Source organism: Arthrobacter sp. M71 S08, from assembly GCF_059089725.1.
The window spans coordinates 718,095-735,278 of record NZ_JBNHEY010000001.1; the positions used below are offsets into that span (position 1 = coordinate 718,095).

Annotated in this window: 17 protein-coding genes; 12 read left to right on the plus strand and 5 right to left on the minus strand. The window is 65.1% G+C overall.

The genetic code is table 11. The features are described from left to right. Nucleotides 1-18 precede the first annotated feature (18 nt). The 3 genes from AC5RTB_RS03325 to AC5RTB_RS03335 form a co-directional block, all read right to left on the minus strand. On the minus strand, nucleotides 19-672 hold the full coding sequence (locus AC5RTB_RS03325) for a hypothetical protein (protein ID WP_494059641.1): 654 nt from the start codon (nucleotides 670-672) through the stop codon (nucleotides 19-21). Nucleotides 673-688: 16 nt separating this feature from the next. Further along, a complete protein-coding gene (locus tag AC5RTB_RS03330; RefSeq protein ID WP_494059642.1) occupies nucleotides 689-1,108 on the minus strand; it encodes a DUF4383 domain-containing protein in 420 nt (139 codons plus the stop codon). Nucleotides 1,109-1,207: 99 nt separating this feature from the next. Further along, on the minus strand, nucleotides 1,208-1,678 hold the full coding sequence (locus AC5RTB_RS03335) for an Lrp/AsnC family transcriptional regulator (protein WP_494059643.1): 471 nt from the start codon (nucleotides 1,676-1,678) through the stop codon (nucleotides 1,208-1,210). 202 nt (nucleotides 1,679-1,880) lie between these two features. On the opposite strand from AC5RTB_RS03335, the gene pdhA reads away from it, so the two are divergent. From pdhA to AC5RTB_RS03350, 3 genes are read left to right on the plus strand one after another with little or no spacing between them, the layout of a single operon-like run. After that, nucleotides 1,881-2,996, plus strand: coding sequence for a pyruvate dehydrogenase (acetyl-transferring) E1 component subunit alpha (pdhA, locus tag AC5RTB_RS03340; protein ID WP_494059644.1), 1,116 nt, complete (start codon nucleotides 1,881-1,883; stop codon nucleotides 2,994-2,996). Then, entirely contained in the window at nucleotides 2,996-4,003 is a 1,008-nt protein-coding gene (locus tag AC5RTB_RS03345; RefSeq protein ID WP_494059645.1) for an alpha-ketoacid dehydrogenase subunit beta, read from the plus strand. The genes pdhA and AC5RTB_RS03345 overlap by 1 nt, the downstream gene beginning before the upstream one ends. Nucleotides 4,004-4,011: 8 nt before the next feature. Then, nucleotides 4,012-5,382, plus strand: a complete 1,371-nt coding sequence (locus AC5RTB_RS03350) for a dihydrolipoamide acetyltransferase family protein (RefSeq protein WP_494059646.1) — start codon at nucleotides 4,012-4,014, stop codon at nucleotides 5,380-5,382. A 107-nt stretch (nucleotides 5,383-5,489) separates the two neighbouring features. Here AC5RTB_RS03350 and AC5RTB_RS03355 read toward each other — a convergent pair whose 3' ends face one another. After that, the gene (locus AC5RTB_RS03355) at nucleotides 5,490-5,957 is read right to left on the minus strand and encodes a GNAT family N-acetyltransferase (RefSeq protein ID WP_494059647.1); all 468 of its coding nucleotides are present in this window, start codon (nucleotides 5,955-5,957) and stop codon (nucleotides 5,490-5,492) included. A gap of 110 nt (nucleotides 5,958-6,067) precedes the next feature. Continuing rightward, nucleotides 6,068-6,682, minus strand: a complete 615-nt coding sequence (locus AC5RTB_RS03360) for an SACE_7040 family transcriptional regulator (RefSeq protein WP_494059648.1) — start codon at nucleotides 6,680-6,682, stop codon at nucleotides 6,068-6,070. 157 nt (nucleotides 6,683-6,839) lie between these two features. Here AC5RTB_RS03360 and AC5RTB_RS03365 point away from each other — a divergent pair, with 157 nt between their 5' ends. The 9 genes from AC5RTB_RS03365 to AC5RTB_RS03405 are packed head-to-tail and all read left to right on the plus strand — an operon-like array spanning nucleotide 6,840 to nucleotide 17,136. Then, a complete protein-coding gene (locus AC5RTB_RS03365; RefSeq protein WP_494059649.1) occupies nucleotides 6,840-8,444 on the plus strand; it encodes a carboxyl transferase domain-containing protein in 1,605 nt (534 codons plus the stop codon). A 5-nt stretch (nucleotides 8,445-8,449) separates the two neighbouring features. Beyond that, nucleotides 8,450-10,552, plus strand: coding sequence for an acetyl/propionyl/methylcrotonyl-CoA carboxylase subunit alpha (locus AC5RTB_RS03370; RefSeq protein WP_494059650.1), 2,103 nt, complete (start codon nucleotides 8,450-8,452; stop codon nucleotides 10,550-10,552). After that, entirely contained in the window at nucleotides 10,546-11,709 is a 1,164-nt protein-coding gene (locus tag AC5RTB_RS03375) for an acyl-CoA dehydrogenase family protein (protein WP_494059764.1), read from the plus strand. Before AC5RTB_RS03370 ends, AC5RTB_RS03375 begins: the two co-directional genes overlap by 7 nt. A 60-nt stretch (nucleotides 11,710-11,769) precedes the next feature. Next, nucleotides 11,770-12,555, plus strand: coding sequence for a CoA transferase subunit A (locus tag AC5RTB_RS03380; RefSeq protein ID WP_494059651.1), 786 nt, complete (start codon nucleotides 11,770-11,772; stop codon nucleotides 12,553-12,555). 2 nt (nucleotides 12,556-12,557) lie between these two features. Next, nucleotides 12,558-13,214 carry a CoA transferase subunit B gene (locus tag AC5RTB_RS03385; protein ID WP_494059652.1) on the plus strand — a complete coding sequence of 219 codons (657 nt, stop codon included), beginning with the start codon at nucleotides 12,558-12,560 and terminating at the stop codon, nucleotides 13,212-13,214. Beyond that, a complete protein-coding gene (locus AC5RTB_RS03390) occupies nucleotides 13,204-13,719 on the plus strand; it encodes a MaoC family dehydratase (protein WP_494059653.1) in 516 nt (171 codons plus the stop codon). The genes AC5RTB_RS03385 and AC5RTB_RS03390 overlap by 11 nt, the downstream gene beginning before the upstream one ends. Next, nucleotides 13,712-14,527, plus strand: a complete 816-nt coding sequence (locus AC5RTB_RS03395; RefSeq protein ID WP_494059654.1) for an HpcH/HpaI aldolase/citrate lyase family protein — start codon at nucleotides 13,712-13,714, stop codon at nucleotides 14,525-14,527. The genes AC5RTB_RS03390 and AC5RTB_RS03395 overlap by 8 nt, the downstream gene beginning before the upstream one ends. Nucleotides 14,528-14,553: 26 nt before the next feature. Beyond that, nucleotides 14,554-15,783, plus strand: coding sequence for a 1-deoxy-D-xylulose-5-phosphate reductoisomerase (gene dxr, locus AC5RTB_RS03400; protein WP_494059655.1), 1,230 nt, complete (start codon nucleotides 14,554-14,556; stop codon nucleotides 15,781-15,783). A gap of 3 nt (nucleotides 15,784-15,786) precedes the next feature. Continuing rightward, nucleotides 15,787-17,136, plus strand: coding sequence for a M50 family metallopeptidase (locus AC5RTB_RS03405; RefSeq protein ID WP_494059656.1), 1,350 nt, complete (start codon nucleotides 15,787-15,789; stop codon nucleotides 17,134-17,136). The last annotated feature ends 48 nt before the right edge of the window (nucleotides 17,137-17,184 follow it).

The window sequence follows — 17,184 nt, forward strand, 5'->3', positions numbered from 1 at the left end:
CCCGGCAGGACAGCGGTCCTAGTGGTCCTCGTGATCTGCCGGTTCGGGCACCGAGCCATGCTGGCCGTGAGGCACAGCGTGGTTACCGGCCGTCGAGGCGGCGAGTCCCGGCGTCGTAACCCCCGCTACCAGCACCGCTGAGAGGAAGAGTCCTCCGAGGAGCTTGCCGGGCGAGAGCGGCGCCGAGGGGAGCGCCCGTCCCGCCCGACGGCGCAGGGCGCCGTGGCAGCCGAGCTGCAGGAGAATGAGCGCCAGCGCCGACGCCAGCGTCAGATCAAAATCCCGGTTGCCGGCTGGTGCCAGCAGTGCATTCCATGCAAGGACACCCAGTACGACGCCGGCGGCACCAGGAAGAACCCTGGGTACGGACACCGACAGCAGTATGCCTACACGGTTCTGGTCGGGCAGGCCGCGCAAGGCCAGAATTCCCCAGGCGGTCAGCACCCCCGCCCAAAGACCGATGACGCCTCCGAGGACATCGTTCATGACGGTTCCCGTAGCCAGGATCGCATCGGCCGCGAGCGCGAAGAAGGTCAGGCCGGACCCGAGGGCCGCAAAACCGGACAGCAGACGGAGCAGTTCGTCCGCGGACCCTTGCCCGGCATCAGCATCGGCATCGGCACGACGAGGAAGAGCGGGACGGACCCGCCCTTCCATCGCAGCGCTGTTCATGAACGTGATGCCCTGACTACGCGGTGTGGGCGTGGGTGCGCGAGGTGCGGACGCTCTTGTCCTGCGACAGGCCTACGCCCAGCAGTAGAACGGCGCTCGCAAGGTGGAGGACGTTGTCGGCGCCGTTGAGGGCGATGATGTTCAGCGAGGTGCCCACAAGGAAGAGCCCGAGGATTCCGACCAGCAGGTAGACGGCTCCGACGGTGGTGTTGACGCCCTTGGCGGCGCTTACCGACTTGAGGCCAGCCATCAGCAAGGCGGCGCCGATCGCCAGGTGGATGATGTTGTGGAGGGGGTTGACCTCGAAGATGATGAGCGTGTTGCCCTCGGTCGCGAAGAAGCCGACGCCGGCGGTGACGAAGAAACCGAGGACTCCGACAAGCAGGTAAACGACGCCGAAGACGGTCGCGAGAAGACGGTTGGGGGAGGAGCTCATTGTGATGCCTTTCCGTTTGGTGTGCGCTCCATGATGGAGCTCTGCACACCATTCGCGTCTGCAGGCGTTCCGGATGGTTCCGCTTGCAAATCCGCGCGGTTACTCCTCGGATCCTCGCTCCAGCAGGGGCTCCATGCGGTACGGGATCAGCTCGTGCATCGCGAGGGAGGTGTCGCAGCGTTCCACGCCGTCGCACGCCAGGATCTTCCCGTTGATCCGGAAGAGGTCCTCGGCGTCCACCGACACCACCCGCACGAGGATATCCGCCTGCCCGGTCAACCCGTGAGCCTCCAGAACCTCCGGAATGTCGGCCAGATGGCCGGTGATGGCCGCGAGCTTCCGCTGGTCCACATGGATATGGATGAACGCAGTGAGGGGGTACCCCAGCGCTGCCGGGTTGATGCGTCGTTCGAAGGAGAGGAACGTCGAATTCTTCTCCAGACGGGTCATGCGTGCCTGCACGGTGTTGCGGGAGAGTCCCAGCGTCTGCGCGAGGGCGACGACCGTTCGCCGCGGGTCACGTGCCAGCGCGAGCAGAAGCCGTGTATCGGTGCCGTCCAGGGGCTGCATACTGCGCAACGGTAGCACGGGCACCGGCCACGAAATAGAGCATAATGCTCACTAAAACGAGAATCGGTTGTGCTGCGTGGGTCACGTGAGTATCGTCACAATAACCACGGGCAATGATGCCCTCGGCCCTTCACAGCGCCGGAGGACGCGGTTCGCGGGTGTGCAGGAACGCCGATGCTGCTAGCGAGAAGGATGAGTGAACGTGCCTCTGAACAACGAAGCGGAAGCCGCGCAAGACGAGCCGGTACAGCTCATCTCGCCCAAGGGTGAGCGCCGGAGCAACGCCGTGTATGACCGCTGGGTTTCCGACATCGACGGCGCGGCTCTGCAGGCCCTGTACGAGGACATGGTGGTTGTCCGCAGGATCGACGCCGAAGCCACAGCACTCCAGCGCCAGGGTGAACTTGCACTCTGGCCACCCTTCCTGGGCCAGGAAGCGGCGCAGATCGGCTCAGGCCGTGCCCTACGCAAGGATGACTTCGTCTTTTCCAGCTACCGCGAGAACGCTGTTGCGTACTGCCGCGGTGTGGACCTCACTGACATCCTCAGGGTCTGGCGGGGTAACGCCTCGTCCGGCTGGGATCCCTACGCCATCAACATGGCCACGCCGCAGGTGATCATCGGAGCCCAGACCCTGCACGCCACGGGATATGCCATGGGCATCCTGAACGACGGCGCGGACTCCGTAGCCGTGACCTACTTCGGTGACGGCGCCACAAGCCAGGGCGACGTCAATGAGGCGATGGTGTTCGCCGCCAGCTACCAGGCGCCCGTCATCTTCTTCTGCCAGAACAACCAGTGGGCTATTTCCGAGCCGGTGCGGCTGCAGGCACATGTACCCATTGCCCGCCGTGCACCCGGGTTCGGCATTCCGTCCGTTCGCGTGGACGGCAACGACGTACTCGCTTGTCTCGCCGTCACCCGCGAGGCCCTCGACCGCGCCCGTACCGGCGGCGGCCCCACGTTCATCGAGGCAGTGACCTACCGGATGGGTCCGCACACCACAGCCGATGACCCAACCCGCTACCGCGACCCGAATGAGCTCGAGGACTGGGCGGCCAAGGACCCCATCGCGCGACTGGCCGGGCTGCTTGACGCCGAGGGCCTCCTGCCCGCCGAGGTCAGTGATGCAGTCAAGGCCAAGGCCGACCACGTCGCCGCCCGCTTGCGTGAGGGCTGCATCTCCATGCCGGAACCGGCAGCGCTCGACGTCTTCAAGCACGTCTACAGTGAGCCCAACTCGTGGCTCGAGCGCCAACAGGACCAGTACGAGCACTACCTGACCTCGTTCGAGGCCTCTGAGGAAGGGAGCCGCTGATGTCCACCATGACATTCGGCCGTGCCATCAACGCAGGTCTTCGCAGGGCCATGGAAGACGACCCGAAAGTCGTCCTCATGGGCGAGGACATCGGGAAGCTCGGTGGTGTCTTCCGCATCACCGACAGTCTGCAGAAGGACTTCGGGCCTCACCGTGTCCTGGATACGCCGCTCGCTGAATCCGGCATCATGGGGACGGCAGTCGGGCTGGCATACCGCGGCTACCGTCCCGTCGTCGAAATCCAGTTCGACGGCTTCATCTATCCTGCGTTCGACCAGATTGTGTGCCAGGTGGCGAAACTGCACTATCGGACGCAGGGCGCCGTGAAGATGCCGCTGACCATCAGGGTCCCATTTGGCGGCGGTATCGGATCCCCTGAACACCACTCGGAGTCGCCCGAGGCCTATTTCACCCATACTTCGGGACTGAGGGTGGTCAGTGTTTCCAACCCGCAGGACGCCTACGTGGTGATCCAGCAGGCGATTGCCAGCGATGATCCGGTCCTGTTCTTCGAACCGAAGCGCCGTTACCACGTGAAGGGTGAGGTGGACGAGAGCGTCGACATCACCGCTACAAGCATCAACGACGCGCGCGTGGTCACCGAGGGCAGCGACGTCACGCTGCTCACCTACGGACCGCTGGTACCGACGGCGCGCGACGCCGCCATTGCAGCCTCCGACGACGGGGTCTCGGTTGAGGTGATAGACCTGCGTTCCCTTGCGCCGATCGATTTCGCCACCGTGGAGAAGTCCGTTCGGAAGACAGGGCGCCTGGTCATTACCCATGAAGCCCCGCAGTCGGGCGGTCTTGGGGCGGAAATCGCGGCGAGCATCACGGAGCGCTGCTTCTACTATCTGGAGCACGCACCCGTCCGCATCACGGGATTCGATATCCCGTACCCCTACTCCAAGCTGGAGTTCCACCATCTGCCGGACCTGGACCGGATACTGGACGGAGTTGACCGCGCCCTCGGCCGGCCGAATTCCCTGAGCGGACTGGAAGGATAGTGGCGCCGGTGATCAAGGAATTTCGACTGCCCGACCTCGGCGAAGGCCTGACTGAATCGGAGATCGTCGCCTGGCATGTCGCGGTCGGCGACACGGTGGAGCTCAACCAGGTCATTGCCGACGTCGAGACCGCGAAAGCGGTAGTCGAGTTGCCTTCTCCCTACGCCGGAGTGGTCGCGAAGCTGCATGAGCAGCCAGGGACCGTGGTGGAGGTCGGTTCGCCGATTGTCTCCTTCGACGTACCGGGTTCCGGTGCTGCGCCCGGCAACGAGGATGCACCAGCGGAGAACGATTCCGGGCCGGCCAAACGGGAGCCGAACCTGGTGGGCTACGGCGCAGCGGTTGAAAAAACGGGACGGCCCGCCCGGCGAGCCCGACGTAGTGAATCGGCAAATGCTGCCGCTCTTGCCTCGACCGGGGAGCAGGCTCTTGGTCCCATCGTGGCCGAGGAAGCGGCTCCCGCCGCAGCCGATGACGAGGCGCCGCGGGAGCGTCCGCGGTCCACACCGCCGGTGCGCAAACTGGCGCGCGATCTCGGCGTCGATCTCACCCAACTGAGCGGCACCGGCCCGCAGGGCCTCATCACACGCGAGGATGTCCTGGCGGCACAGCAGGAAGGCCACCGCGAAGCGCAGACAACGCAGGAAGCCGCGGCGCCGCCGTCGGGCGCTGCCGGTGAGCGGGAAACACGCACGCCGATCAAGGGAGTGCGCAAGCACACCGCCGCCGCGATGGTGGCCAGCGCGTTCACCGCGCCCCATGTCACAGAGTTCCTGACCGTCGACGTCACGGCGTCGATGGACCTCCTCGCCCGGCTGAAATCGAGCAGGGCGTTCGCGGACGTCCGCATCACCGCCTTGACGCTGGTAGCCAAGGCGCTATGCATTGCGCTGGACCGGAACCCGACGCTGAACTCGCGGTGGGACGAAGCCGCCCAGGAGATTGTGCAGCACCATTACGTGAACCTCGGCATCGCGGCGGCAACACCGCGGGGGTTGATGGTGCCGAATATCAAGGACGCACAGGCGCTTGGTCTTCGTGAACTGGCCGCTGCCCTGCAGGAGCTGGCGGATACTGCCCGTGCCGGCAAGAGCAGTCCCGCAGACCTGTCCGGCGGGACAATCTCCATTACCAACGTCGGAGTCTTCGGGATCGATGCGGGAACACCGATTCTCAATCCGGGAGAAGCCGCGATCCTCGCGATGGGCTCCGTGCGGAAGATGCCGTGGGAGTACCAGGACGAGATTGCCTTGCGGCAGGTGATGACCCTGAGCCTGTCATTCGACCACCGGCTGGTGGACGGCGAACAGGGCTCCCGCTTCCTCGCGGACATCGGCACCATCCTGTCCGACCCCGGAATGGTCCTCACGATGGTCTGACGGGGCCGCGCAACCAAGGACGCAATCAGGAAGTTTGTGCAGCTCCGGCGGACCGGACGCCGTCCGGATCCGCCTGAGCTGCACAAGATCCTCCGTGGGAATTACAGCTAGCGCAGCTCAAGGAGGAGTTCCTTGACCACCGCTCCACGCGCGTTCGCGAAGCCCTGCGTCTCGCCCACCTTAGTGAAGCCGTAGCGTTCAAGGATGCGGATCGAGTTGGTGTTGTCGGCAACAGCGCGTGCCCGCAGCGGACGCTCCCTGAACTCCTCGAGGAACTGGCCGACTGCCGCCGTCGTAATTCCCTGTCCCCAGCGGGCCTTGTCGATCCAGTAGCTGATTTCCGGGATGTCGCCGTCCCGGTAGGCAAGGATGCTGCCCACCACGTCGCCGTCAGCGACGATGGTGCGGACCGTGACGGCGGGATCGTTCAGAATGTTCTGCCAGTGGTGGTTGAAGACACCCCGGTCCGAGGGGTTCTTGGCACTGAAGGCGGCCATGTGGTTGGCGCTGGGGTCTAGCTGGTGGGAGAAGAACTCATCCAGGTCGGAGGGTTCAACGGCGCGTAGCGTGATCACTGGAAGCTTTCAGGTAGGCGGAACTGGTCTATTTCAGCGAAGTTCTTGTGCACTCAATGTGCATCTCCTTCAGCGTACTAGGACGCGGCGCGTCAGTGTCCTTCGCGTACTTACGCCGCAACGCTGAGGGCCGCCCATGCCATCTCCTCAAGCAGCTGGCGCAGTTCAGCGGTGTCCTTGTTGCTGCGGCGACGGTGGGTGGAGTGCGGGGTTGAGTTGATGAGGCCGAACGCGGCGTGGGCTTTGCGGCGCAGGTGCGTCCGGTCCGATCCTTTCGCCAGCTCGGCGAGGGCATCAACCCATACCTCGACGTAGCTGCGCTGCAGCGAACGCACAGTTTCCTGGTCTTCATCGGTCAGCGAACTGAGGTCGCGGTCCTGGACCCGGATGACGTTGGCGTTGCGGAGGGCGAAGTCCACCTGGAACTCGATGAGGCCGCGCAACGCCTGCTCGGGGCTTGGGGATTCAGCGACCACTGCACGCCCGCCCTCGAGCAGATCCTGGCTGACACCGGCCAGCAGTGCCGCGAGGACCGCCGGCTTCCCACTGAAATGCCGGTAGACAGCTGGCCCGCTCACTCCTGCTGCTGCGCCCAGGTCCTCGATCGACACCCCGTTGTAGCCGCGCTCGGCGAAGAGCTGCGCAGCGGCGTCCAGCAGTGCGACGCGCCGGGACGCCTTGGCCATGCTGCGGCCGGTCATCCGGGTAGGAGCTGGAGCGTCCATGCCCGCCTTTCGTGTCGGAGCGAACCGGGAGAGGGGAATGCCTCCATTCTGGTGGACAGTTCGGTTAATAGCTACTAACCTGAATTTGAGTTAATCACCGCTAACTGAGTGGGTGCGCACGCGGCTTCTGGCCGATCTGCGCACCGGAAGGACGTCAATGGAGACCCTGGCATCGCGCCTGGACCCGAGCGCCGAAGCGTTCCGGCAGAACGACGCCGGTCAGCGGGCACTCGCCGCTGAACTTCGCGACCGCCTCGCCAGCACGGCATCAGGCGGCCCCGAACGCTCCCGCGACCGCCACGTCAGCCGCGGAAAGCTGCTGCCCAGGGACCGCATCGACCACCTGCTGGATCCCGGAAGCCCGTTTCTGGAGATTGCGCCGTTGGCCGCCAACGGGATGTACAACGATGAGAGCCCCGGCGCCGGGGTCATTGCCGGGATCGGCCTCGTTCATGGCCGGCACGTCCTCGTGATCTCCAACGACGCGACGGTCAAGGGCGGCACGTATTACCCGATGACGGTCAAGAAGCACCTCCGGGCGCAGGAAGTTGCGCTGGAGAACAACCTGCCCTGCGTGTATCTGGTGGACTCCGGGGGAGCATTCCTTCCGAAGCAGGACGAGGTATTCCCCGACAGGGAGCATTTCGGCCGGATCTTCTACAACCAGGCTACGATGTCCGCGCGCAAGATCCCCCAGATCGCCGCTGTGATGGGCTCCTGCACCGCCGGCGGCGCCTACGTGCCGGCCATGAGCGACGAGACGGTGATCGTCCGGAACCAGGGCACCATCTTCCTCGGCGGCCCGCCGCTGGTTAAGGCGGCAATCGGTGAGATTGTCACTGCGGAGGAACTGGGCGGCGGTGACGTACACGCCAAGACCTCAGGCGTCGTCGACCACCTTGCCGAAAATGACCAGCACGCCCTCGAAATCATCCGGGATATTGTCGCGACGCTGCCAAAGCCGGAGAAGGCGTGGACGCCTGACCTACCCGAAGATCCGGCCGTGGACATGGACGGTCTCTACGGCGCCGTGCCGATTGACGTCAACGCGCCCTACGATTCCCGCGAAATCATCGCCCGGATTATGGACGGCAGCCGCTTCCATGAGTTCAAGAAGGACTACGGCACCACCCTTGTGACGGGGTTCGCGACGCTGTATGGACACCGTGTCGGCATCGTCGCTAACAACGGCGTCCTCTTCGGAGAGTCCGCCCTGAAAGGCGCCCACTTCATCGAACTGTGTGATCAGCGCGGCATACCGCTGATCTTCCTGCAGAACCTTTCGGGATTCATGGTGGGCCGCGACTATGAAGCAGGCGGCATCGCCAAGCACGGAGCCAAGATGGTCACCGCGGTGGCGACCTGCCGCGTGCCCAAACTGACCGTCGTCGTCGGCGGTTCCTTCGGCGCCGGCAACTATTCGATGTGCGGGCGGGCGTACTCGCCGCGGTTTCTCTGGATGTGGCCGGCCAGCCGCATCTCCGTCATGGGCGGCAACCAGGCATCGTCCGTGCTGAGCACGGTGAAGCGCGACCAACTCGAGGCGCGCGGTGAGGAGTGGAGCGCCGAGGACGAGGAAGCGTTCAAGGCCCCGATCCGTGAGCAGTACGAGGCGCAGGGGAGTCCCTACTACTCGACCGCGCGGCTCTGGGACGACGGCATCATCGACCCGGCGGACACCCGCCGCGTCCTGGGCCTCGCGCTCGACGTCTGCGCCAACGCGCCGCTGCCGGACACCTCCTTCGGCCTCTTCAGGATGTGAGCAGAATGCCAACCTCTCCAACACTCTTCGACACCGTCCTTGTTGCCAACCGCGGTGAAATTGCGTGCCGGGTCATCCGCACGCTGCGTGCCCTCGGTATCCGGTCGGTCGCCGTCTACAGCGACGCCGACGCCGGTGCACGCCACGTCCGCGAGGCGGACCAGGCCGTACGTATCGGTCCGGCTGCCCCCACCCAGAGCTACCTCAATATCGGGGCGATCGTCGCCGCCTGCGAGGCGACCGGTGCGCAGGCCGTGCATCCCGGGTACGGGTTCCTGAGCGAGAACCAGGCCTTCGCCCGCGCGCTTGACGAGGCCGGCATCGTCTTCATCGGTCCCCGGGTCCACGCCCTGAACGTCATGGGCGACAAGATTCGGTCCAAGAACCACGTCAGCGGCTTTGGCGTACCGGTGGTGCCGGGCATCGCCGAATCCGGCCTGACCGACGAGGCCCTCATCGAGGCTGCGGACCAGGTCGGGTACCCGCTGCTGATCAAGCCCTCGGCCGGCGGCGGAGGCAAAGGCATGCACGCCGTGGAACGCCCCGAGGACCTTCCGGACGGCCTCCGGACGGCGCGCCGTGTCGCTGCCGCCGCCTTCGGTGACGACACGCTGTTCCTTGAACGGCTCGTCCGCACCCCGCGGCACATCGAGGTGCAGGTACTCGCTGACACCTACGGCAACATCATCCACCTGGGGGAGCGGGAATGCTCGCTCCAGCGCCGGCACCAGAAGGTCATCGAAGAGGCCCCTTCCGCGCTGCTTGACGAAGCGACCCGCGCCCGGATCGGCGAGGCGGCCTGCAACGCGGCCCGCAGTGTCGACTACGTGGGCGCCGGCACCGTGGAGTTCCTGGTCTCCGATGACGCGCCGGATGAGTTCTTCTTCATGGAGATGAACACCCGGCTGCAGGTGGAACACCCGGTCACCGAGATGGTTACGGGCGTCGACCTCGTCGAGTGGCAGGTGCGCATCAGTGCGGGTGAGAAGCTCACGGTCGCCCAGGACGACGTCGTACTCACCGGCCACGCGGTGGAAGCCCGCGTATACGCCGAGGACGCCGAAGCCGGCTTCCTGCCCTCGGCAGGCACCGTCGTCGACCTCGCCGAACCGCAGGGCGAGGGCATACGCGTGGACAGCGCGCTGCTTCCGGCGCTGGAAATCTCCCCGACCTACGATCCGATGCTCTCCAAGGTCATCGCGTGGGCCGACTCCCGCATCGAAGCTCTCGACCGGCTGGAACGCGCCCTCGCGCAGACCAGGATCGCAGGCCTGCGCACCAATGTGGAGTACCTGCGGCTGCTGATCAACGACGACGACGTCCGCGCAGGCCGGCTCGACACGACCATGATCGAGCGGAAGCTTCCCAGCCTGGCCTTTCGGACGGCGACGGACGCCGAGATCGCTGCTGCCGCCGTCATACTCGCCGGGGCGGTCTCCGGTGCTGGAAGCACAGGACAATGCCCACGCTCGCCCTGGCACACGAGGGACGGATGGCGGATCGGTGGGGTACCGGCGGCAGCGCCCGTGCAGCTTCAGGTGGGAAACACCGGGTCCCGGACGGTTCTCGTCACAACCAGCGGTGAACACAGCGTTGTCGACGTCGGTGGAAACGCTCATAAGGTTTCCTGGCTCCAGGCCGGCGAGGCCGAAGAGGCGCCCCGCGCCGTCGTCGACGGCGTCACCCTCGGCACTCGCCTTGCTCCGGCCGGTTCCACTCTCTGGCTGACGGACGACGGCTGGTCCCAGCCAGTCCGGATGCTCTCCCGCGAGGAGATCCTGCAGGCACAGTTGGCGTCCATCGCACGCACCGAAGGGGCCGCTGACCCGGAAGTGCGCTCGCCGATGCCGGGCACCGTCATCACCGTGAACGTGGCCGACGGCGAGTCTGTGGAGGAAGGGCAGGTCCTTCTGAGCGTCGAGGCCATGAAGATGGAACACCAGCTCACCGCAGCCGTTTCCGGCACCGTTGCCATTACCCTCAGCCCCGGCGACCTCGTCTACGCCAATCAGGTTGTCGCACGAATCCATCCCGCACCAGCCGGTGGGGCAGAAGATCCTGCCGCTGCCGGTGCCGCCCCTAGTGAACAGGAAGACCCCAAATCATGAATTTTGAACTGAGCGAGGATTACCAGGACCTTGTCGACACCGTCCGGGAGTTCGCAGACCAGGTAGTAGCGCCGGTCTCCGCCAAGCACGACGAGGAGCACAGTTTCCCGTACGACGTCATCGCGCAGATGGGCGAAATGGGTCTGTTCGGCCTCCCCTTCCCTGAACAGTACGGCGGGATGGATGGCGACTACTTCGCTCTGTGCCTCGCCCTCGAGCAGCTGGCGCGCGTCGACCAGTCCGTTGCCATCACCCTTGAGGCAGGCGTGTCCCTCGGTGCCATGCCCGTGTTCAGATTCGGCACCGAGGAGCAGAAGCAGCAGTGGCTGCCGATGTTGACCAGCGGTGAGGCGCTCGCTGGATTCGGGCTGACCGAGTCGGAGGCGGGTTCGGACGCATCGGGGACCAAGACCAACGCCAGGCTCGTTGACGGCCAATGGGTCATCAACGGAACCAAGGAGTTCATCACCAACTCGGGTACCGACATCACCCGCCTCGTGACGGTCACTGCGGTCACCGATACCACCACGGGAGAAGACGGCTCGGTGAAGAAGGAAATCTCCACCATCCTCGTCCCCACCGACACGCCCGGATTCACCGCGGAGAAGCCGTACAACAAGGTGGGCTGGAACGCCTCGGACACGCATCCGCTGACCCTGAAGGACGTCCGGGTTCCAGAGGCGAACCTGCTCGGAACCCGTGGACGCGGCTACGCGAACTTCCTGCAGATCCTCGACGAGGGCAGGATCGCCATCGCCGCGCTCGCAACCGGGGCAGCCCAGGGCTGTGTGGAGCAATCGATCAGCTACGCCAAGGAACGCCAGGCCTTCGGGAACAACATCGGCGCCTACCAGTCCATCCAGTTCAAGATCGCCCGCATGCAGGCACGCGCCCACACGGCACGCCTGGCCTACTATGACGCCGCCGCCCGAATGCTGGCGGGGAAGCCGTTCAAGACGCAGGCGTCCATCGCTAAGCTGGTCGCAGGCGAGGCAGCCATGGACAACGCCCGTGACGCCACACAGATTTTCGGCGGCTACGGGTTCATCAACGAGTTCACGGTGTCCCGCCACTATCGTGACTCGAAGATCCTCGAGGTCGGGGAAGGAACCACCGAGGTGCAGCTGATGCTCATCGCCCGCGAACTAGGACTCTGACCGGCCGTTTCAGATCATCAAGGTGACCATCGCGCTGATAGAACAAGTAAGGGAGAAGCAGTGATAGACAAAGTCGTCGGCTCAGCGGCCGAGGCCGTAGCGGACATTCCGGACGGAGCATCCCTGGCGGTCGGTGGATTCGGGCTCTGCGGTATTCCTGTAGCGCTCATCGACGCCCTGCACGATCAGGGGACCTCCGGGCTTGAAACGATCAGCAACAACTGCGGGGTGGACGGCTGGGGGTTGGGACGCCTGCTCGATGACCACCGCATTCGCCGGACCATCAGCTCCTACGTCGGTGAGAACAAGGAGTTCGCCCGGCAATACCTCGCGGGCGAGCTCGAGGTAGTTCTGACGCCGCAGGGAACGCTGGCGGAGAAGCTGCGCGCCGGCGGCGCGGGCATTCCCGCGTTCTATACGACGGCGGGCGTGGGCACGCAGGTGAGCGAGGGCGGCCTGCCGCAGAAGTACGACGACGCAGGCAATATCGCCATCGCGTCCGCACCCAAGGAGGTGCGGGAGTTCGGCGGGCAGGACTACGTGCTCGAGGAGTCGGTCAACCCCGACTTCGCACTGGTCCACGCGTGGAAAGGCGATCGCCACGGCAACCTGGTCTTCCACGCAACGGCCATGAATTTCAACCCGTTGTGTGCCCAGGCCGGCCGGATCACTATCGCCGAAGTCGAGGAGCTGGTCGAGCCGGGTGAACTGGACCCGGAGCACATCCATACGCCCGGCATCTTCGTGCAGCGCGTGGTCCATACACCGAACATCGAGAAGCGCATTGAGAAGCGGACGGTCTCCCTCAATTCAGACAAGCCCTCCAGCCAGGCGAAGGAGCTCTAACCATGGCCCTGACACGAAATGAACTGGCCGCTCGGGTGGCCCAGGAGCTGGAGAACGGGCAGTACGTCAACCTGGGTATCGGCATGCCCACCCTGATCCCCAACTACATTCCCGCCGGTGTCGAGGTGGTGCTCCACTCAGAAAACGGGATCCTCGGCGTCGGACCATACCCGACCGAGGAGGTGTTGGACCCCGACCTCATCAACGCAGGCAAGGAGACTGTGACCGTCAACAAGGGGGCGGCCTTTTTCGACTCCGCCTCCTCCTTCGGCATGGTGCGCGGCGGGCATGTCGACCTTGCCGTCCTGGGTGCCATGGAAGTGGCCGCCAACGGAGACCTGGCGAACTGGATGATCCCGGGCAAGATGGTCAAGGGAATGGGCGGTGCCATGGACCTGGTGTTCGGCGCCAAACGCCTGATCGTCATGATGGAGCACGTCGACCGGAACTCCAACCCCAAGATCGTCAAGCGGTGCTCGCTGCCGTTGACCGGGAAGGGCTGTGTTGACCGGATCATCACCGATCTGGCGGTGATCGACATCGACCACGAGCGCGACGGCGGCACTCTGGTGCTCCGCGAAACAGCGCCCGGCGTCAGCGTGGATGACGTTATTGCCGCCACCGGCGCACCGCTGGAAGTCGACCTCGATGAGCGGTGAGGCCCCAGGACAGCGTGCCATTGTGCAGCGGGGGCTCTACTATGACGAGCTGGAGACCGGCGTGGTGTATGCGCACCGTCCGGGCAGGACGCTGACCGAAGCCGACAACGTCCTGTTCACCACACTGACCATGAATACGCAGGCGCTGCACCTCGATGCCGCGTGGAGCGCGGAGCAGCCCTTCGGGCAGCGGCTGGTGAACTCCATGCTTACCCTCGCCACCGTCGTCGGGCAGTCGGTTACCCAGCTCACGCAGGGAACCATCGTGGCCCAGCTGGGACTGACGGATGTCTCCTTCCCGAAACCCCTGTTCCATGGCGACACCCTCTACACCGAGACAGAGATTACCGGGAAACGGCCGTCGAACTCCCGTCCGGGCCAGGGACTGGTGACCATGAAACACACAGGGAGGAACCAGACCGGTGAGGTGGTGGCGCTGGCTACCCGCACCGTCCTGATGTGGTCTTCTGCCGCGCACGGAGAAGGAAAGGGCGTTCATGACTGACTTCACCATGGGCCCCGCCCTGCTGTTCTGCCCCGCTGACCGTCCGGAGCGGTTCGGCAAGGCTGCCGAGCGCGCCGACGCCGTGATCCTCGACCTGGAGGATGCGGTGGCTCCCGACCGTAAGGCCGGCGCCCGTGAAGCGCTGATCTCCCATCCGCTTGACCCGGCGAAGATCGTCGTGCGGGTGAATCCGGCCCAGAGTCACGAGTTCGCGAGGGATCTCCAGGCCCTCCGCGAGACGAAGTACCGGACCGTCATGCTGGCCAAGACCGAGGGATGCGAGGATCTGTGGGCGCTGAACGGCTTCGACGTGGTGGCACTGTGCGAGACGGCCCGGGGCGTGCAGAAGGCTAGAGAGCTTGCCGAGGAACCCAACGTCGTCGCACTCATGTGGGGAGCCGAGGACCTGGTCGCCTCGCTCGGTGGTACGGCCAGCCGCAAGGACGACGGCAGCTACCGCGACATCGCGAAGCACGCCCGTTCCACGGTGCTCCTGGCCGCGGCAGCGGCCGGCAAACAGGCCGTGGACGCTGTCTACGTCAATATTCCTGACATCGAGGGTCTCACCGAGGAGGCACGTGACGCCGTCGCCTCCGGATTCGGCATGAAAGCCTGCATCCACCCCAGCCAGGTGCAGGTTATCCGGCAGGCGTACCGACCCTCGGCCGACGAGGAGCAGTTTGCACGTGACGTGCTTGCGGAGGCACAGCAGCACGACGGCGTGTTCACCTTCCGCGGCAGGATGGTCGATGAGCCGATCCTCCGGCACGCCGAGCAGACCCTGCGACGGGTTGGACGCCCGACCTGAACCCGGTGGTGCGGGATACTGGGGACATGGATTTCCCTCCAGCGCACTCTGCGCCGCGCCGCGTCGTCATCCTCGGATCCACCGGTTCGATCGGCACGCAGGCCCTCGACGTCATCGCGCAGTCACCGCACCTGTTCACCGTTGCAGGCCTGTCCGCCGGTGGTTCGAACCTGCCGCTGCTCGCGGCGCAGGCGGTGGAATCAGGTGCTCCGGCGGTCGCTGCGGCTGTCGGATCCCGCCAAGAACTGGAAGCGGCCATCACCGACGCCGCCCGGAAGGCCGGCAAGGACGGGTATTGCCCCGAGCTCTTCACCGGTGCTGACGCGTCCGCAAGCCTCGCTTCGTGGCCGGAAGCCGACGTCGTCCTCAATGCCATCACCGGCTCGATCGGCCTGGCACCCACCCTAGCCGCGCTGAAGCAGGGCCACCTGCTGGCCCTCGCCAACAAAGAATCGCTCATCGCCGGCGGTCAGCTGGTCCGTGACGCAGCACGTCCCGGGCAGATTGTGCCCGTCGATTCAGAACACTCCGCGATCGCGCAGGCACTCCGCTCCGGAACCCCCGAAGAAGTCCGCCGCCTGGTGCTCACTGCATCCGGCGGACCGTTCCGTGGCCGTTCGCGCGCCGAGATGGCGTCGGTCACCCCGGCTGAAGCGCTCGCGCACCCCACGTGGGACATGGGCCTGATGGTCACCACCAACTCCGCAACGATGGTGAACAAGGCGCTCGAGGTTGTCGAGGCGCACCTGCTATTCGACGTGCCCCTGGACCGGATCGACGTCGTCGTTCACCCCCAGTCGGTGGTGCACTCAATGGTGGAGTTCGTCGACGGATCCACCATTGCACAGGCGTCCCCTCCCGACATGCGCCTCCCTATCGCCCTCGGCATGGGCTGGCCTGACCGGGTAACCGGCGCTGCCGCCGGATGTGACTGGACCAAGGCCACCTCCTGGACGTTCGAACCGCTGGACCAGGAGGCCTTCCCGGCTGTCGCGCTCGCCAAGGACGCAGCATCCCGCGGCGGCACGTTCATGGCCGTATACAACGCCGCCAACGAAGAAGCCGTGGCGGCGTTTCATGCCGGCCGAATCGGCTTCACCGACATCGTCGACACGGTGCGCGCCGTCGTCGAAAGCCACACCAGCGAGCCCGTGCTTACCCTCCAGTCAGTGCTCGACGCCGAAGCCTGGGCACGGGGCAGCGCGCGGATTCGTTGTGGTTTCCAGACTGAGATTCACCCACCACTAAGGAACTGACGAGTGTCGATTTTGCTGTTCATAGCCGGGGTGCTCTTTGTAGCGGTCGGCATCGCGGCGTCCATTGCGCTGCACGAGGTGGGTCACCTGGTACCTGCCAAGCTCTTCAGGGTCCGGGTGACGAAGTACATGATCGGGTTCGGCCCAACAATCTTCTCCAGGCGCAGGGGCGAAACCGAGTACGGCGTGAAGGCACTCCCGCTGGGCGGGTACGTTTCGATGATCGGCATGTTCCCGCCTGCAAAAACGGCCGACGGCGGTGCTCCCGTCCGCCAGTCCAGCACCGGCATGTTCCAGCAGCTGGCAGCAGATGCGCGCCAGATCGCGGCCGAGCAGCTCCAGCCCGGGGACGACAACCGCGTCTTCTACAAGCTACCCATCTGGAAGCGGATCGTCATCATGCTCGGCGGGCCGCTGATGAACCTGCTGATCGGCATCGTCATGTTCGCAATCCTCATCATGGGGTTCGGATCTGCACAGCCCACCACCACCGTCTCCGAGGTGTATCAGTGTGTTGTCCCCGCCGCCCAGCAACGCGAGACGGGGCAGACCGACTGCGGGCCGGCAGACCCAGCCGCTCCCGCGTTTGAGGCCGGTCTGCAGCCGGGGGACCGGATCGTGGCTTTCGACGGGCGCGAAGTGAGCGGTTGGACGGAGCTGTCCTCCCGGATTCGCGAGGCGGCCGGGCAGGAAGTGCCGATCACCTACGTCCGGAATGGTGAAACGATCAATGCAACGATCCAGCCGTTGCTGACCGAACGTCCGGTGCCCGACGTCGACGGCAGGGCGAAGCTGAACGCTGACGGTACTCCCACGATGCAGGAGGTCGGTTTCATCGGAGTCGGGTCCCGCCAGGAACTGGTGCCGCAACCGGCATCGGAGGTCATGCCGGCGGTGGGTGAGAGCCTGGTGCGTGTGACCGGCGTCGTGCTCAACCTGCCGCAACGGGTGGCACAGGTTGCGGAAGCCGCATTTTCGGATGCGCCACGCGATCCGGAGGGGCCCATCAGTGTGGTGGGCGTGGGCCGAATCGCCGGTGAAGTCTCTGCGATGGAGGAGATTCCGGTGGAAGCCCGCGCGGCTACCCTCGTAGGTCTCGTCGGCGGCGTCAACCTTGCGCTGTTCGTGTTCAATCTGATCCCGCTCCTGCCCCTCGACGGCGGCCATGTGGCCGGTGCCCTCTGGGAGGGATTGCGCCGTGGGGTGGCGAAGCTCTTCAAGCAGCCGGATCCTGGCCCGTTCGATATGGCGAAACTGCTTCCGGTGACGTACGCAGTCGCGATCCTTCTTATGGGTATGGGTGCTCTCCTGATCTACGCGGATATCGTGAAGCCGGTTGATCTCTTCGGTTAGGTTGAATTTAGAATTTCAGCCAATATTGGTTGAATTTACTAAATCAAC

Bases quoted from the DNA above. Each gene is read 5' to 3' on its own strand.
- AC5RTB_RS03325 (WP_494059641.1), bottom strand. From the start codon at position 672: ATGAACAGCGCTGCGATGGAAGGGCGGGTCCGTCCCGCTCTTCCTCGT.
- AC5RTB_RS03330 (WP_494059642.1), bottom strand. From the start codon at position 1,108: ATGAGCTCCTCCCCCAACCGTCTTCTCGCGACCGTCTTCGGCGTCGTT.
- AC5RTB_RS03335 (WP_494059643.1), bottom strand. From the start codon at position 1,678: ATGCAGCCCCTGGACGGCACCGATACACGGCTTCTGCTCGCGCTGGCA.
- AC5RTB_RS03345 (WP_494059645.1), top strand. From the start codon at position 2,996: ATGTCCACCATGACATTCGGCCGTGCCATCAACGCAGGTCTTCGCAGG.
- AC5RTB_RS03360 (WP_494059648.1), bottom strand. From the start codon at position 6,682: ATGGACGCTCCAGCTCCTACCCGGATGACCGGCCGCAGCATGGCCAAG.
- AC5RTB_RS03365 (WP_494059649.1), top strand. From the start codon at position 6,840: ATGGAGACCCTGGCATCGCGCCTGGACCCGAGCGCCGAAGCGTTCCGG.
- AC5RTB_RS03370 (WP_494059650.1), top strand. From the start codon at position 8,450: ATGCCAACCTCTCCAACACTCTTCGACACCGTCCTTGTTGCCAACCGC.
- AC5RTB_RS03385 (WP_494059652.1), top strand. From the start codon at position 12,558: ATGGCCCTGACACGAAATGAACTGGCCGCTCGGGTGGCCCAGGAGCTG.
- AC5RTB_RS03390 (WP_494059653.1), top strand. From the start codon at position 13,204: ATGAGCGGTGAGGCCCCAGGACAGCGTGCCATTGTGCAGCGGGGGCTC.
- AC5RTB_RS03395 (WP_494059654.1), top strand. From the start codon at position 13,712: ATGACTGACTTCACCATGGGCCCCGCCCTGCTGTTCTGCCCCGCTGAC.
- dxr (WP_494059655.1), top strand. From the start codon at position 14,554: ATGGATTTCCCTCCAGCGCACTCTGCGCCGCGCCGCGTCGTCATCCTC.